General features: G+C 68.9%; 17 protein-coding genes. 11 read left to right on the forward strand and 6 right to left on the reverse strand.

All coding sequences use genetic code 11. The features are described 5' to 3' along the window. Nucleotides 1-54: 54 nt before the first annotated feature. A complete protein-coding gene (locus tag QUC20_RS05655; RefSeq protein WP_091499607.1) occupies nucleotides 55-258 on the reverse strand; it encodes a cold-shock protein in 204 nt (67 codons plus the stop codon). A 310-nt stretch (nucleotides 259-568) separates the two neighbouring features. After that, nucleotides 569-1,015: a class Ib ribonucleoside-diphosphate reductase assembly flavoprotein NrdI gene (gene nrdI, locus QUC20_RS05660; RefSeq protein WP_289331211.1), complete on the reverse strand. Its 447-nt coding sequence runs from the start codon at nucleotides 1,013-1,015 to the stop codon at nucleotides 569-571. Nucleotides 1,016-1,206: 191 nt separating this feature from the next. On the opposite strand from nrdI, the gene adhE reads away from it, so the two are divergent. From adhE to QUC20_RS05690, 6 genes are all read left to right on the forward strand, one after another. After that, nucleotides 1,207-3,948 (forward strand): bifunctional acetaldehyde-CoA/alcohol dehydrogenase, encoded by a 2,742-nt coding sequence (gene adhE / locus QUC20_RS05665; RefSeq protein ID WP_289331212.1) that lies wholly within the window; start codon nucleotides 1,207-1,209, stop codon nucleotides 3,946-3,948. Between the two features lie 61 nt (nucleotides 3,949-4,009). Next, a complete protein-coding gene (locus QUC20_RS05670) occupies nucleotides 4,010-5,002 on the forward strand; it encodes an aldo/keto reductase (RefSeq protein WP_120263003.1) in 993 nt (330 codons plus the stop codon). A gap of 49 nt (nucleotides 5,003-5,051) precedes the next feature. After that, the gene (locus tag QUC20_RS05675; protein WP_289331213.1) at nucleotides 5,052-5,963 is read left to right on the forward strand and encodes a L,D-transpeptidase; all 912 of its coding nucleotides are present in this window, start codon (nucleotides 5,052-5,054) and stop codon (nucleotides 5,961-5,963) included. Between the two features lie 66 nt (nucleotides 5,964-6,029). Continuing rightward, nucleotides 6,030-6,320, forward strand: a complete 291-nt coding sequence (locus QUC20_RS05680) for a DUF1905 domain-containing protein (protein WP_353105728.1) — start codon at nucleotides 6,030-6,032, stop codon at nucleotides 6,318-6,320. Beyond that, the gene (locus QUC20_RS05685) at nucleotides 6,317-6,796 is read left to right on the forward strand and encodes a prepilin peptidase (RefSeq protein ID WP_289331215.1); all 480 of its coding nucleotides are present in this window, start codon (nucleotides 6,317-6,319) and stop codon (nucleotides 6,794-6,796) included. The genes QUC20_RS05680 and QUC20_RS05685 overlap by 4 nt, the downstream gene beginning before the upstream one ends. Nucleotides 6,797-6,847: 51 nt before the next feature. Continuing rightward, nucleotides 6,848-7,861 carry a YihY/virulence factor BrkB family protein gene (locus QUC20_RS05690; RefSeq protein WP_289331216.1) on the forward strand — a complete coding sequence of 338 codons (1,014 nt, stop codon included), beginning with the start codon at nucleotides 6,848-6,850 and terminating at the stop codon, nucleotides 7,859-7,861. Between the two features lies 1 nt (nucleotide 7,862). Here QUC20_RS05690 and QUC20_RS05695 read toward each other — a convergent pair whose 3' ends face one another. After that, nucleotides 7,863-8,594, reverse strand: coding sequence for a glutamine amidotransferase (locus QUC20_RS05695; RefSeq protein WP_120262999.1), 732 nt, complete (start codon nucleotides 8,592-8,594; stop codon nucleotides 7,863-7,865). Between the two features lie 97 nt (nucleotides 8,595-8,691). On the opposite strand from QUC20_RS05695, the gene QUC20_RS05700 reads away from it, so the two are divergent. Further along, a complete protein-coding gene (locus QUC20_RS05700; RefSeq protein WP_120262998.1) occupies nucleotides 8,692-8,937 on the forward strand; it encodes a response regulator in 246 nt (81 codons plus the stop codon). Then, entirely contained in the window at nucleotides 8,927-9,559 is a 633-nt protein-coding gene (locus tag QUC20_RS05705; protein ID WP_289331217.1) for a CYTH domain-containing protein, read from the forward strand. The genes QUC20_RS05700 and QUC20_RS05705 overlap by 11 nt, the downstream gene beginning before the upstream one ends. An 86-nt stretch (nucleotides 9,560-9,645) precedes the next feature. Here the strand turns inward: QUC20_RS05705 and lpdA are convergent, their stop codons facing one another. Both lpdA and QUC20_RS05715 read right to left on the reverse strand, forming a co-directional pair. Continuing rightward, on the reverse strand, nucleotides 9,646-11,046 hold the full coding sequence (gene lpdA, locus QUC20_RS05710) for a dihydrolipoyl dehydrogenase (protein ID WP_120262996.1): 1,401 nt from the start codon (nucleotides 11,044-11,046) through the stop codon (nucleotides 9,646-9,648). 9 nt (nucleotides 11,047-11,055) lie between these two features. Continuing rightward, on the reverse strand, nucleotides 11,056-11,610 hold the full coding sequence (locus QUC20_RS05715) for a copper resistance protein CopC (RefSeq protein ID WP_120262995.1): 555 nt from the start codon (nucleotides 11,608-11,610) through the stop codon (nucleotides 11,056-11,058). A gap of 106 nt (nucleotides 11,611-11,716) precedes the next feature. Here QUC20_RS05715 and QUC20_RS05720 point away from each other — a divergent pair, with 106 nt between their 5' ends. The 3 genes from QUC20_RS05720 to QUC20_RS05730 all read left to right on the forward strand — a co-directional run bounded on the left by QUC20_RS05720 (nucleotide 11,717) and on the right by QUC20_RS05730 (nucleotide 13,534). Beyond that, on the forward strand, nucleotides 11,717-12,211 hold the full coding sequence (locus QUC20_RS05720; RefSeq protein ID WP_023951596.1) for an FHA domain-containing protein: 495 nt from the start codon (nucleotides 11,717-11,719) through the stop codon (nucleotides 12,209-12,211). Beyond that, nucleotides 12,208-12,888 carry a transcriptional regulator FtsR gene (gene ftsR, locus QUC20_RS05725; protein ID WP_183045276.1) on the forward strand — a complete coding sequence of 227 codons (681 nt, stop codon included), beginning with the start codon at nucleotides 12,208-12,210 and terminating at the stop codon, nucleotides 12,886-12,888. Before QUC20_RS05720 ends, ftsR begins: the two co-directional genes overlap by 4 nt. Before the next feature lie 100 nt (nucleotides 12,889-12,988). Beyond that, a complete protein-coding gene (locus QUC20_RS05730; RefSeq protein ID WP_120262994.1) occupies nucleotides 12,989-13,534 on the forward strand; it encodes a MerR family transcriptional regulator in 546 nt (181 codons plus the stop codon). A gap of 72 nt (nucleotides 13,535-13,606) precedes the next feature. Here the strand turns inward: QUC20_RS05730 and QUC20_RS05735 are convergent, their stop codons facing one another. Continuing rightward, the gene (locus QUC20_RS05735; protein ID WP_120262993.1) at nucleotides 13,607-14,428 is read right to left on the reverse strand and encodes a ParA family protein; all 822 of its coding nucleotides are present in this window, start codon (nucleotides 14,426-14,428) and stop codon (nucleotides 13,607-13,609) included. Nucleotides 14,429-14,479 lie beyond the last annotated feature (51 nt).

Genomic DNA, 14,479 nt, shown 5'->3' on the forward strand with positions numbered 1-14,479 from the left:
GGAACGCGGAAGGGGCCGGCCCGATCGGGCCGACCCCTTCACTGCGTCGAACGCTCAGAGAGCGCGGATGTTCGTCGCCTGCAGGCCCTTCTGGCCCTGCTCCACGTCGAACTCGACCTTCTGGTTCTCGAACAGGTTGCGGTGTCCAGTGCCGGAGATGGCGCTGAAGTGCGCGAACACGTCCGCGGTGCCGTCGTCCGGAGCGATGAAGCCGAACCCCTTCTCCGAGTTGAACCATTTGACGGTGCCAGTGGCCATGTCGTCATTTTCCTTCTGTGTTCTGGGACCACCGCTGTGATGATCCGGATACCGCTGCGGCTGAGCCGCTGCGGAGTGTGTGGGGGCGAGCAGACACTCGCCGGTGGTGGTGACCGGACCAGATAGGTGCGGTCACGGGGCCGAGAGCATGGCCCGGGTGCATGAGATCGACGGCGGAATGAAACGAAGTGCACGTCGGAGTGAACCGACGGAGAGGCGCGCCGTGACGCACCGACTCTCGAATGCTACGCGATTTCCGGCGGCTGTGGGGCGATCCGTCGCGCAATGTCGTCGAATGACGCAATCCGACTCACTCCTGGTGCGCTCCGGGGCCGCTCGCGAAGCGCGCGTCGAAAGCCGCGAGGATCCGAGCGCACGCGGCGACGTCCTCCGGCGTGCCGGCGAGTTCGAACTCGAACACGACCGGCCGTCCCGATACGCGCCCGAGCTCGCGCGCCGCCGCCTGGTAGTGGTCGCCGAAGTTGCGGTTGCCCGACCCGATGATCCCGACGAGGCGCCGGCGGTTCACGGGTGAACGCAAGAAGACGCGGACGGCGGCCGGCAGTGTCGCGTGCGCGTCGTTGCCGGCCTTGTACGAGGGTGTGAGCAGAATCCACGGGCCGGGTGCCTCGCTCGATCGCACCGCTCGATCGGACAGATCGAGCAACGGGCGGCCGTCCGTGGCGTGGAGGTGCTGCGCGAAGCGGCGGATCAGGTTCGAGGTCGAAGAGAAGAAGTAGACCGGGAGGTGCGGCACGGGCCCAGTCTGCCCGGCGCCGGGGAGCGCGGAGCGGGACGAGAAGCGTGAAAACCATCGTCTTGATTTGTTCCGGCCAGGGCACACGATGTGGTCAGACCACAACGACCACACTGGGGACACGGGGTCGAGGTCCCTCATCCCGGATTCGGACACAGACGCGGACACCTTCCGCGCCGGGAAGGCTCACGATGTCCATCGCCGTCGACGCCCTCGTCACCCGGGCACAGCGTGCCCTCGACGAGTACGCGCATTTCACCCAGGAACAGATCGACCACATCGTCCGCAAGGCGTCGGTCGCGGCGCTGCACCATCACGGCGACCTCGCCGTCATGGCGGTCGAGGAGACCGGGCGCGGCCTGTTCGAGGACAAGGCCGTCAAGAACATGTTCGCGTGCGAACACGTCACGCACTCGATCATCGACCAGAAGACCGTCGGCGTCATCGCGCACGACGAGCTCACCGGGATCACCGAGATCGCCGATCCCGTCGGGGTGATCTGCGCGCTGACGCCGGTCACCAACCCGACCTCGACCGCGATCTTCAAGTCGCTCATCGCGCTCAAGACCCGCAATCCCATCGTCTTCGGATTCCACCCGTCGGCGCAGCGCTGCTCGTCTGAAGCCGCTCGCATCGTCCGAGACGCCGCGGTGGCCGCCGGCGCGCCCGCTGACTGCATCCAGTGGATCGACGAGCCCTCGATGGAGGCATCCGGCGAGCTCATGAACCACCCGGGCGTCGCTCTCATCCTCGCCACCGGCGGCAACGCCATGGTGCGTGCCGCGTACTCGTGCGGAAAGCCGGCGCTCGGCGTCGGCGCCGGCAACGTGCCCGCGTTCATCGAGCGCACCGCCGACGTCGGCCGGGCCGTCAACGACATCGTGCTGTCGAAGTCGTTCGACATGGGCATGGTCTGCGCCAGCGAGCAGGCGGTCATCCTCGACGAGCCCGTCGCCGACGAGGCGCTGGCGGAGTTCGCCCGCCTGCACGCGTACCGGGTGAGCGCCGCAGAGAAGGCGATGCTCGAGGAGTTCATCTTCGGCGTCACCGCCGACAGCGCGAACTGCGGCGAGGCGAAGCTCAACGCGCGCGTGGTGGGCCAGTCGCCGGTCTGGATCGCCGAACAGGCGGGCTTCGCGGTGCCTGCGGACACCTCGATCCTCCTCGCCGATGTCGCGGGAGTCGGTCCGCACGAACCGCTGACCCGTGAGAAGCTCGCCCCGGTCCTGGCGGTGCTGCGCGCCGCGACCCCCGAGGAGGGCATCGAGCTCGCGCGGCAGATGGTGGCCTTCGACGGACTCGGCCACTCCGGCGCCATCCACTCGAACGACGCCGAGGTCGTCGCTCGTTTCGCCGAGGTCGTCAAAGCGGTCCGCATCATCGAGAACTCGCCGTCCGCCCTGGGCGGCATCGGCGACATCTACAACGCCTTCCTGCCCTCGCTGACCCTCGGGTGCGGTTCGTACGGGCACAACTCCGTATCCAACAACGTCTCGGCGGTGAACCTCGTGAACGTCAAGCGCGTCGGTCGGCGCAACAACAACCTGCAATGGTTCAAGATCCCGGCGAAGACGTACTTCGAGCCGCACGCGATCCGGTATCTCGCCGACATGAGAGGCGTCGAGCGCGTCAGCATCATCACCGACGAGACGATGACCTCGCTCGGCTACGTGGACCGCATCACCGATGTCCTGAACCGTCGCGAGAACCGTGTGCAGGTGCAGCTGCTGAACCAGGTGCGTCCCGAGCCGAAGGTGTCGGAGGTCGTCGCGGGCGCCGCACAGCTGCGCCAGTTCCAGCCCGACACGATCATCGCGCTCGGCGGCGGCTCACCTATGGATGCCGCCAAGGTCATGTGGCTGCTGTACGAGAACCCCGAGATCGAGTTCTCCGACATGCGCGAGAAGTTCTTCGATGTCCGCAAGCGCGCCTTCACCTTTCCCGAGATGGGCAAGAAGGCCAAGCTCGTCTGCGTTCCCACCACATCGGGCACCGGCTCGGAGATGACTCCGTTCGCGGTGATCACCGACGACGTCACGGGGATGAAGTACCCGCTGGCCGACTACGCGCTGACGCCGTCGGTCGCCATCATCGACCCCGAGCTCACGCGCGTGCTGCCCGGATTCCTCGTGGCCGACGCCGGCTTCGACGCGCTGACCCACGCAACCGAGGCCTACGTGTCGGTGTACGCGAACGACTACACCGACGGGCTGTGCCTCCACGCGATCAAGCTGATCTTCGAGAACATCGAGCGCAGCACGAACGCCCGTCCGGGTTCGACGGACAGCGCCGACCGGAAGGCTCGAGAGAAGATGCACAACGCCGCATCCATCTCGGGCATGGCGTTCGGCAACGCGTTCCTGGGGATCGTGCACGCCATGGCCCATGTGACCGGTGCGACGTACAAGCTGGTGCACGGGCGGACCAACGCCGTCTACCTGCCCCACGTCATCCGGTACAACGGCACGGTCCCGACGAAGCTCACGAGCTGGCCCAAGTACGAGCGCTATATCGCGCCCGAACGGTTCCAGCAGATCGCGCAGCACCTCGGGCTCCCCGCCGCGACGCCGGAAGAGGGGGTCGAGAGCTACGCGCGCGCCGTGGAGGAGCTGCGCGACCGCGTCGGCATCGAGCGGTCGTTCCAGGCGCAGGGGGTCGACGAGGCCCGCTTCCTGGACAACCTGCACAGCCTCGCGATGGCCGCGTACGAGGACCAGTGCGCGCCGGCGAACCCCCGGATGCCGATGATCGACGACATGAAGACGCTCATGGAGGCCGCGTACTACGGCACCTCGTTCGCCGAGGTGCGCGCCACCCGCGCCGCGGCCGTCGTCGCCGCCGACGCCCTCACGGTGACACCCACGGGCACGGACGCGCCGGTAGCGCCGGGCAAGAAGAGCACCGGCAAGGCGAAGGCGGCGCACGGCGCCTGACCACGAGCCACGGGGCGCAGGGCCGGACCGAGAGGTCCGGCCCTACGCCTACGCTGTAGCCATGCAGCAGCGCAGCCTCGCTTCGACCTCCCGTTCCGTGTCGGCCATCGGCCTGGGCACCTGGCAGCTCGGCGCGGATTGGGGCGAGGTCGACGACGACCAGGCTCTGGCCGTCCTGGCCGCGTCGGCCGACGCCGGCGTCACGCTCTTCGACACCGCCGACGTCTACGGCGATGGACGCAGCGAGAGCACCATCGGCCGGTTCCTCGCCGCTCGTCCCGGGCATGGGATCACCGTGGCCACCAAGATGGGCCGGCGTGAGGCGCAGCTGCCCGAGAACTACACGCGCGAGAACTTCCGTGCCTGGACCGATCGGTCGCGCCGCAACCTGGGTGTCGACACCCTCGACCTCGTGCAGCTGCACTGCCCGCCCTCAGCCGTCATCGAATCCGACGAGACGTACGACGCGCTCGACGAGCTCGTTGCCGACGGGGCGATCGCGGCCTACGGAGTCTCGGTCGAGACCACCGCGCAGGCGCTCGCGGCGATCGCGCGGCCGAACGTCTCGAACGTCCAGATCATCGTCAATCCCTTCCGGCTGAAGCCGCTCGACGAGGTGCTCCCGGCGGCTGAAGCGGCCGGCGTCGCGATCTTCGCGCGCGTCCCCCTGGCGTCGGGCCTGCTGAGCGGTCGTTACACCGAGAAGACCGAGTTCGCAGCTGACGACCACCGTTCCTACAACCGCAACGGCGAGGCCTTCGACCGCGGCGAGACCTTCTCCGGCGTGGACTTCGAGACCGGCCTGGCGGCCGCGCGCAGGCTCGCGGCCGCTCTTCCCGAGGGCGTCACCCTGCCGGCGGCGACGCTGGCGTGGATCGCCTCGCGGCCGGGCGTCACGAGCGTCATCCCGGGAGCCCGCACGACCGAGCAGGCACGAGCCAACGCTGCTGCGGGGGACCTCCTCGACGACGGCGCCGATCTGACGGCTTTCGCCGACGCGGTCGTCGACGTCTACGACGAGCTGCTGCGGGCCGACATCCACCCCCAGTGGTGACCGGCGTCCCTCTCTTGCGTTGCGGCCGCGCGCGGCCGAGCATGGGCGTATGACCCGACGACCGCATCCCGCAGCCTTCGTGGCCGTGGTCGCGGTCGGGGCCCTCGCGGTATCGGCCTTCTGGGCGCTCGCCCCGCTTCGCGACCTGGCGGCCCTCCGTGGCTCGGACACCCCGGCCGCCGTCGTCTCGGACGCGACGCCGTCGACGCCGTCCGCGGAGCGAGCGGCGGATGCCGCGCCGGCGCCCTATGCCCGCAACGACAACGCGTACGACATCTCGACGCTCCCGTTGATCGACGTGCGTTCGGTGAACTCGGCGGTGCCCGTCGACGATGATCCGATGGGGTCGGTGACCTCGTTGCTCGCGCGACCGCTGGGCGCGGGTGCTCCGGTGTTCGCCGACCCCACGGCCCAGCCCGTCGGTCAGCTCCCGCGCGACCACCACTACGGAGGTACGACGGTGCCCGTCGTGCAAGCGCAGACCGACTGGGTGAAGGTGCTCTTGCCCGGCCGACAGGGCGTGCCTCCCGAGGGGAACGGTGGTCAGACCGTGGGGTGGCTGCGCGCCGCCGACGTCGAGTTGACCACGACCGCCCAGTACGTCGAGGTGCATCTCGCGGCGAACACCATCGACATCGTCAGCGCGACCGGACGTGAACGCGTGTCGGACCAGTTCGCGTGGGGAAAGCCGTCGACGCCGACCCCGACCGGGCGGACCTTCGTCATGTGGACCACGGTGGTCCCGGAGTTCCGGTACACCCAGGGGCATCCGATGGTCTATCTGGGGGTGCAGTCACCCGTGATGGCGGGATTCGACGGGGGAGACGTCGCCGTGACGGCCTTCCACTACTACCGGATGCGCGAGGGCGACACCTCGTTCGGCTGCATATACCTCGACGGGCCTGCGGTCGACCGCCTCGCCCAGCTGCCGCCCGGGACCCCGGTCATGATCCAGCCGTAGCCGTGGCGCGCCTGTGGACACCCGCGACACCGTGCGCGCGAGACGGCCTACGCTGATCGCGTGAAGATGGAGTTCGACGCGGAGGTCTTCCGCTGGGAGGCCCGCACCCAGGCGTGGTACTTCGCGGCCGTGCCCGACGAGCCCAGTGCCGATATCCGCGAGATCCCGCGGATGCCACGGGGGTTCGGATCCGTACGGGTGCGTGCGACGATCGGCGGGTCGACGTGGCAGACGTCGATCTTCCCGGATGCCGCGCGCGGCGGTTACGTCCTGCCGCTGAAGCAGGCGATCCGTCGCGCCGAGTCCATCGGATCCGACGGCATCGTCCGGGTGATGCTCGAGGTCCTCGACGCGTGACCCCGCTGTCGTCGGCGACGATCGTGCTGGTGGCTGTCTGCGCAGCGCTGAGCATCGCGCTCACGGTCATCGATATCGCGACGCATCGGCTGCCGAACCGGCTCGTCATCGCATTGGCCGGCGCGGCTGCGGGCATCGCGGTGCTATCCGCCATCGAACGGGGTTCGATCCGGCCGATCGTCGAAGCGGTCGTCGCGGGGGCGGTGCTGTTCGTCCTGTACTACCTCCTGCATCGCGGCGGAGGCGGGATGGGCGGGGGAGACGTCAAGCTCGCTGCGGCCATCGGGCTCTTCCTGGGGCCGCTCGGCTGGCAGGCTCCGCTGCTCGCGACCGCGCTCGGGTTCGTGGCGGGCGGCCTCGTCGCCGTCACCATGATCGTCGCCGGGCGCAGCGGTCGGCGCACGCGGATCCCATTCGGGCCCTTCATGCTCCTGGGCGCATGGGCGGTGGCAGGGGGCGTCTGGGCCGGGACATGAGGCCTGTCAAGGGCACGGGGGCCGGGGCGAGCGCCGCGCTATCGTGGCGGCATGGCCGAGTCCACCTTCGTCTCCCGCTCGATCGCGTGGGCGCTGCAGCGCAAGCCGGTGCGCGCGTTCCTGCTGTACAGCGAGCACCGCGGACCGGTTCTCGCCGACAGCGTCACGTACCGCACCCTGTTCAGCGTCTTCGCCGGTGTCCTTCTGGGGTTCTCGGTCGCGGCGCTCTGGCTCGCCGGCGATCCCGTCGCTTGGCAGGCCCTCATCGACGCCGTCAACGGCGTGATCCCGGGGCTCGTCGGGGAAGACGGCCTGATCAAGCTCGACAGCATCACGGCTCCCGCAGGACTGTCGATCGCGGGAGCCATCGCAACCGTCGGTCTGCTCGGTGCAGCCATCGGCGCGATCGGATCGCTCCGCACCGCGATGCGTGCGATCGCGGATGAGCTGACCGACGACGTTCTGTTCATCTGGGTGATGTTGCGCAACCTCGCACTCGCGATCGGTATGGGCGGTGCACTCGTCGCGGCAGCCGCTGTGACGATCCTCGGGACGGCTGGAGTCGGACTGCTCGCAGATCTTCTCGGCTTCTCCGACGAGAACCCGCTCGTGCAGTTCGCCGGTTGGGCGGTCTCGTTGGTGGTGGTATTCGCACTCGACGCCGTCGTCGTGGCGGTTCTGTTCCGAGTGCTCTCCGGCGTGAAGGTGCGCAAGCGCGCGCTCTGGAGCGGCGCACTCCTCGGTGCCGCCGGGCTGACGGTGCTGCAGCAGCTGTCGGGACTGTTCGTCGGTGGAGCGACCTCGAACCCGTTGCTGGCGTCATTCGCCTCGCTCATCGCGCTGCTGCTGTGGCTCAACCTGTCGTCGCAGGTCATCCTCATCGCCACGGCGTACATCGTCACGGGTGTGCGCGAAGAGGAGGACCGCGTCCGGTCGCGCTTCGGTGCCACGACGTTCCTGCAGCGTCGCGTGCAGCGTGCCGAGGATGCCGTCTCCGCCGCCGCCCGCGAGCTCGACAAGGCCCGCGAGCTCGAGGCCGAGGAGCGCGCGAAAGCGGGCGCCTGATCTACCGCGCGTAGCGCTCGACGAACGCGCTGAGGATCGAACCCGTGTGCGTGACCGGGCTGCGGCGCACCGCGGAGAGCGTCAGGTCGAGCTCGTCGGGAGCGAAGTATCCGTAGCCGGCGTAGGCGTGGATGCGGGTCGTGATGCCCTCGAGGTCGAGCTCGGGGTGGAACTGCGTCGCGTAGACGTTCTCGCCCACCCGGAACATCTGTACCGGGCATCCGGCCGAGGAAGCGAGCAGCACGGCGCGTGAGGGGAGCGCCGAGATCGCTTCCTTGTGTCCGACGAACGCGGGGAACGTCGGCGGCATCCCGGCCAGGAGCGGATCGCGCCGCCCGGCGTCCGTCAGCTCGACGTCGACGACGCTGATCGGCTCGCCGAACCGGCGGTCGATCGTGGCACCGAGGAACGCACCCACGGTGCCGATGCCGTAGCAGGCGCCGAGGAACGGGCTGTCGTGCGCGATGACCCGTGCCAGCAGGTTCGAGAACTCCGCCTCGACGCGGCGCTGCACGAGGGATTTCTGCTCCCACGGATCGGACGCGTTGAACGGGCCGCCGCCGACGAAGATGCCCGAGATGTCGTCGAGGTCGATCTCCGGCATCGGGCCCGCCTCGAGGCGCACGCGGCGGAGCGATGCAGGCTCGAGCCCCGTGTGACGGAGGAAGAGCTCGTACTCTTCATCGGCGGGGACGTCCTCGGCGCGGGTCGCGAGCAGCACGAACGGTTTCACGCCCGGGGGTGCTTTCGTAGTCGCCGAGCACGCATGGCGCAAGCGTATCGGCCGGGTCGGCCCGCGAGGGTATCGTCGGGAGCCAGGAGGTCAGAACATGGCTATTGCACGACTGCACGGTGGTCCCCTCGACGGGCAGACCCTTCCGCTGGACGACGACGCGTCAGACCGGCTCATCCTTCCCTACAGCGAGACCCAGGTGGTCTACGAGCGCGCCGGCCAGCCCGAGAACACGGGCGAGGGTGACGGCCCGACGTCGTCGGAGTTCCACTTCGTCGAAGCCGAGGGCGACATCGACCCCTCGACCGATGAGCGCGACGACCGCGTCACCAGTGACGACTGAGCCTCGCAGCTCGCTCGAGGTCGAGCGCAAGTACGACGTCGACGACGGCACGGCCGTTCCCGACTGGTCGGCACTCCCGGGAGTCGCGGCGGTCGGCGAGGCCGAGCCCCGCGAGCTCGACGCGCGCTATCTCGACACCGCCGACGGTCGGCTCGCCGCTGCGTTGACAGCGCTCCGACGGCGCACGGGCGGACCCGACGCCGGCTGGCACGTGAAGCGCTCGACGCCGGAAGGCAAGCTCGAGACGCACTGGCCCCTCGACGACGCCGACGAATCGGCTCCGCTCGAGGTGCCCGAGGCGATCGTCGCCGAGCTGGCCGAAGTGGCGCAGCCGCCGTTCGAGGTCATCGCGCGCATCCGCAACTCGCGCACCGCGTTCGCGTTGCTCGATGCCGAGGGTGACATGGTCGCGGAGTTCGTCGACGACCGGGTGACGGCGACCGATGAGCGATCCGGGCGGGTCAGCTCCTGGCGCGAGTGGGAGCTCGAGCTCGGGCCTGCGGCGCCGCGCAGCGCGGAGGGCGTCGCATCGCTCTTCGCCGCGGCCGATGAGCTGGTCGCCTCGGCCGGGGGAGCGCCCGCGGCATCCGAATCCAAGCTCGGACGTGCCCTCGGACGCTGAGCCTCCCGGGTTCTCACCGACACGCAAAGACGAACGCACCGCCGGCCGGAGCCGAGCGGTGCGTTCGTCTTTGCGTGACGCGAGCGTCAGAGGTTGATCATGTGCCCCGCGAGACCGTGGAAGGCCTCCTGCAGGCCCTCCGAGAGCGTGGGGTGCGTGTGGACGTTGCGCGCTGCCTCGAGCGCGGTGAGGTCCCACTTCTGCGCCAGGGTGAGCTCGGGCAGAAGCTCCGACACGTCGGGGCCGATGAGGTGGCCGCCCAGGAGCTCGAGGTGCTCGGCATCTGCGATGAGCTTGACGAAGCCGACGGGCTCGCCCAGACCGTTGGCCTTGCCGTTGGCCGAGAACGGGAACTTCGCGACCTTGACGTCGTAGCCGGCGTCGCGCGCCTGCTGCTCGGTGAGACCGAACGACGCGACCTGCGGCGAGCAGAACGTCGCGCGCGGCATGTTGCGGTAGTCGCCGAGCGTCTGCGTCTCGGCTCCACCGATGGTCTCGGCCGCCACGACGCCCTGCGCCTCGGCGACATGCGCGAGCTGCAGCTTCGCGGTGACATCACCGATCGCGTAGATGCCCTCGACGTTGGTGCGCATGTAGTCGTCGATGTCGATCGCGCCGCGCTCGGTGAGCTTGACACCGGTGTTCTCGAGACCGAAGCCCTCGACACGGGGAGCGAAGCCGATCGACATGAGCACCTTGTCGGCCTCGATCTGACCCTTCGCGCCGTCGGCGTTGGCCGAGTACGAGACCGTGACCTTGTCGCCCGAGTCGACGATCTGCTCGACCTTGGTCGAGGTGAGGATGTCGATGCCGTACTTCTTGTACTGCTTCTGGATCTCCTTCGAGACCTCGACGTCCTCGTTGGGGAGGGCGCGGTCGAGGAACTCGATGATGGTGACCTTCACGCCGTAGTTCGACATGACGAACGCGAACTCCATGCCGATCGCGCCGGCGCCGACGATGACGATCGAGTTCGGCAGGTCGCGCGTGAGGATCTGCTCCTCGTAGGTCACGACGTTGTCGCTCAGCTGCACGCCGGGGAGCAGGCGCACCGTCGAGCCCGTGGCGATGATGACGTTGTCGAACGTCACCGTCTCCTGCGAGCCGTCGGCCTTGGTCACCTGGATCGACTTCGCGTCGAGGAACGACCCGCGGCCCTCGTACTCGGTGACCTTGTTCTTCTTCATCAAGAAGTGGATGCCCTTGACGTGCGTCTCGGCCACCTTGCGGCTGCGGTCGAACGCGGTGCCGAAGTCGAAGTTCACATCTCCGCTGATGCCGAAGAGATCGGCCTTGTGCTTGAAGGTGTGGGCGAGGTCGGCGTTCTTCAGCAGAGCCTTGGAGGGGATGCAGCCGACGTTGAGGCAGACGCCTCCCCAGTACTTCTCTTCGATGATCGCGACGGACTGTCCGAGCTGCGCAGCGCGGACAGCTGCGACATACCCGCCGGGGCCCGCGCCGAGGATGACGACGTTGTAGTGAGGCATGGTCCCAGCCTAGTCCTCGGTGCGCCGCCGAGACGCCGCGATCAGGGCGACGACGAGGGCGATGACACCGGCGACCGCGACGATCGACACGACGATCCAGAACACCGCCGGCAGGCCTTCGGCGGGTGCGGCCTCGGCGGTTCCATCGGTCGACGCCGTGGGCGCCGCAGCGGGGTCGCCGGCGACGAACGAGAACTCTCCGGAGACCGGATGACCGTCGCTCGAGACGACGCGCCAGCGCACCGTGATGGGCCCCTGACTGTCTCCGCTGAGGGCCTGCGTCGCCGTCGTCCCGTCGAGCGTCGGCGCGCCCTCGGCGAGCTCCGTGCCGGCCGCATCGGTCACCGAGATCGCATTGACGCCGTCCTCGTCGATGAGTACGCCGCTGAAGGTGAGGGTCAGTTCGTCGGGCAGCGCGGCGACGGTCGAATCCGCGGCAGGGTCGGAGGCGAGCAATTCGTCGTGTGCCAGAGCGGGCGAAGCGGGCGAAGCCGCAGCGAGGCCGAGCACGAGGCCGAGACCCACGAGCAGGCGCGTGCGAAGCGAAGGAGTGCGTGCAGACATCGTGCCGAGCCTAATCCTCGGCTATATGAAAGGGGTGAGAGGGCCCGGTATTCGCGTTCGCGACTCGTCGCCGATCCGTTAGGCTGGCCCGGAAGAGGAGGACACTGTGGACGAAAAGGATCGAGACGTCGACGACATCCGACGCGGACCCGACCGCGCGCCGCACAGCGGTTCCTCGGACACGACGCAGACGTTCGGGCACGACCTGGACCTGTCGTTCGTGCCGTTCGGGGCTGACCTCACCGCTGTGGAGCGCGACGCGATCCAGGCGTTGCCCGAGCGGGCGGCCCTGCTTCTGGTGCGTTCGGGCCCGACCGCGGGCGCGCGGTATCTGCTCGACACCGACGTGACGACCGTCGGCCGCCACCCCGAGGCCGACATCTTCTTCGATGACGTCACCGTCTCGCGTCGGCACGCCGAGATCACCCGCACGGGGTCGGCTTTCGAGATCGTGGACCAGCGCTCGCTCAACGGCACCTATGTCAACGGCGAGCGTGTGGACCGTGCCGTGCTCTCCGACGGGGCTGAACTGCGCGTCGGCAAGTTCCGCCTGAACTTCTTCGTCTCACCGCTCGATCGCGCTCCGGCGACCGGCGCGTGAGCGCGGCTCCCGCTGCCCGCGGCCGGTCCACGGCGGCGGGTCACCTGAGCATCGGTCAGGTCCTCGCCCGGCTCAGCCCGGAGTTCCCGGCGCTGAGTTCGAGCAAGCTGCGGTACCTCGAAGATCAGGGAATCGTGACCCCCACCCGCACCGGGTCGGGGTATCGGAAGTTCTCACCCGCCGATGTCGAACGTCTGCGCACCGCGTTGACACTCCAGCGCGACCACTACATGCCGCTGGCCCGCATTCGGGAGTACCTCGATGACCCGGGGGCGGAGGGTCCTCCTCCTGCGTTGCCGGCATCCATCGTTCAGCATCGGCGCTACCGGCGCGACGAGCTGATCGACCAGGCCGAGGCCACCCCGGCGTTGCTCGGCGACGCCGTCTCTGCCGGGCTGCTGCCTGCCGCTGACACCTACGACGAGCGCGCGCTGGTTCTGTTGCGCACGCTCGTGGCGCTCGATCGCCACGGGATCGGGCCGCGCCACCTCCGCACTGTCCGACAGGCGGCAGAACGCGACGTGGCGCTCGTCGAGACGGCCCTCGCGCCGCTGCTGCGCCGCACCGATTCATCGGCTCGTGGGCGTGCGCACGAACTCGCCCCCGAGCTGTTGCGTCGGCTCGACGATGTCCGTTCCGCGTTCGTCCAGACCGCGATCGACCGACTGGTCCGGTGAGCACCGCGCGACACGCCGCGGGCTCTGACCGGATGTCGTTGCCGCGGCGGCATCCCTCATCTAGCGTGGAAGAAACCCGACCGTCCGGCAGGAGGACCAGATGACCGCGCATGATTCGCTCGGCGAGATGCGGTTCACGACCGACCTCCTCTTCACCGACGGTCTTCCCGAGATGGACGACGAAGCCGGATATCGCGGGGCGCAGGCCGCCCGTGCCGCCGGCATCACCTACCGCCAGCTCGACTACTGGGCCCGGACCGAACTCGTCGTCCCGACCGTGCGCGGGGCCAGTGGCTCGGGATCGCAGCGGCTCTACGGCTTCCGCGACATCCTCGTCCTCAAGCTCGTGAAGCGGCTGCTCGACACCGGCATCTCGCTGCAGCAGATCCGCGTCGCCGTCGACCAGCTTCGCGCCGCGGGCATCCGCGACCTCGCCGGGACGACGCTGATGAGCGACGGCGCCTCGGTGTACCTCTGCACGTCGAACGACGAGGTCATCGACCTCGTCAGCCGTGGGCAGGGCGTGTTCGGCATCGCGGTCGGCAAGGTGCTGCGCGAGGTCGAGTCGACGCTCGTCGAGTTCGACCCGCAGGCTCCGGACCCCGTCGACGAGCTCGCGACGCGTCGCGCTGCGCGCAGCGCCTGAGACCTCCCCGTACACAGAACCCCGGCGCACCTTGGGTGCAGCCGGGGTTTCGTTCGTGTGGGTCCGGGCGGCTCAGCTCGGTGTGACCGTGGGGGCCTCGCCCGCGACGGCGATACGGCCCGTCCGGAGCACGCGGTCGAGCAGCGCGTCGAAATCGGACGCGAGCTCCTGCGCGGAGTCTCCCGGCCAGATGTGCAGCGGCTTCGCCGCGCCTTGAGCCTGCTGCAGCGAGGTGCGCTCGGGCAGCTGGGGTGAGAGCACCAGGGGGCCGAACATGTCGCGCAGTTCTTTGATGCGGAACTGGTGCTCGATCGACTGCGGGCGAACACGGTTCACCACGATCCCGAGAGGCTGCAGGCGCGGGGAGAGACCGCGTCGGATCTCTTCGATCGCGCGCAGCGCTCGGTCGGCCGCGGCGACGGAGAACAGGCCGGGCTCGGTCACGACGATGACGCGGTCGCTCGCAGCCCACGCCGTACGGGTGAGGGCGTTGAGTGAGGGCGCGCAGTCGATGAGGACGAGGTCGTAGTCGGCCTCGATGGTGGCCAGCGCCTCTTCGAGCTTCCAGACATCGCGCACGCTGGGGTGCGGTCCGTCGAAGTTGATGGCCGACGGGCTGCCGATCAGAACGTCGATGGTGCCGGGATGCACCTTCGCCCACCCGCTCGAGGTGATGGCCTGACGGACCACCTTCTCCTTCGGGTTGGCGAGGACATCGGCGACGTTGAGACGGCCGGCGACCTGGATGTCCATCCCCGTCGACACGTCGGACTGCGGATCGAGATCGACGACCAACGTCCGGACACCGCGGGCGAACGCGGCGGATGCGAGCCCCAAGGTGACCGTGGTCTTGCCGACCCCGCCCTTGAGCGAGCTGACGGAAAGTACGTGCACGAGGCTCTACGTTACCGTCCCCTAGGCTGTGAGGGTATTCGAGCCCCCGCG

It is taken from the genome of Microbacterium arborescens (genome assembly GCF_030369635.1).
In the GTDB taxonomy this organism is placed as follows: domain Bacteria; phylum Actinomycetota; class Actinomycetes; order Actinomycetales; family Microbacteriaceae; genus Microbacterium.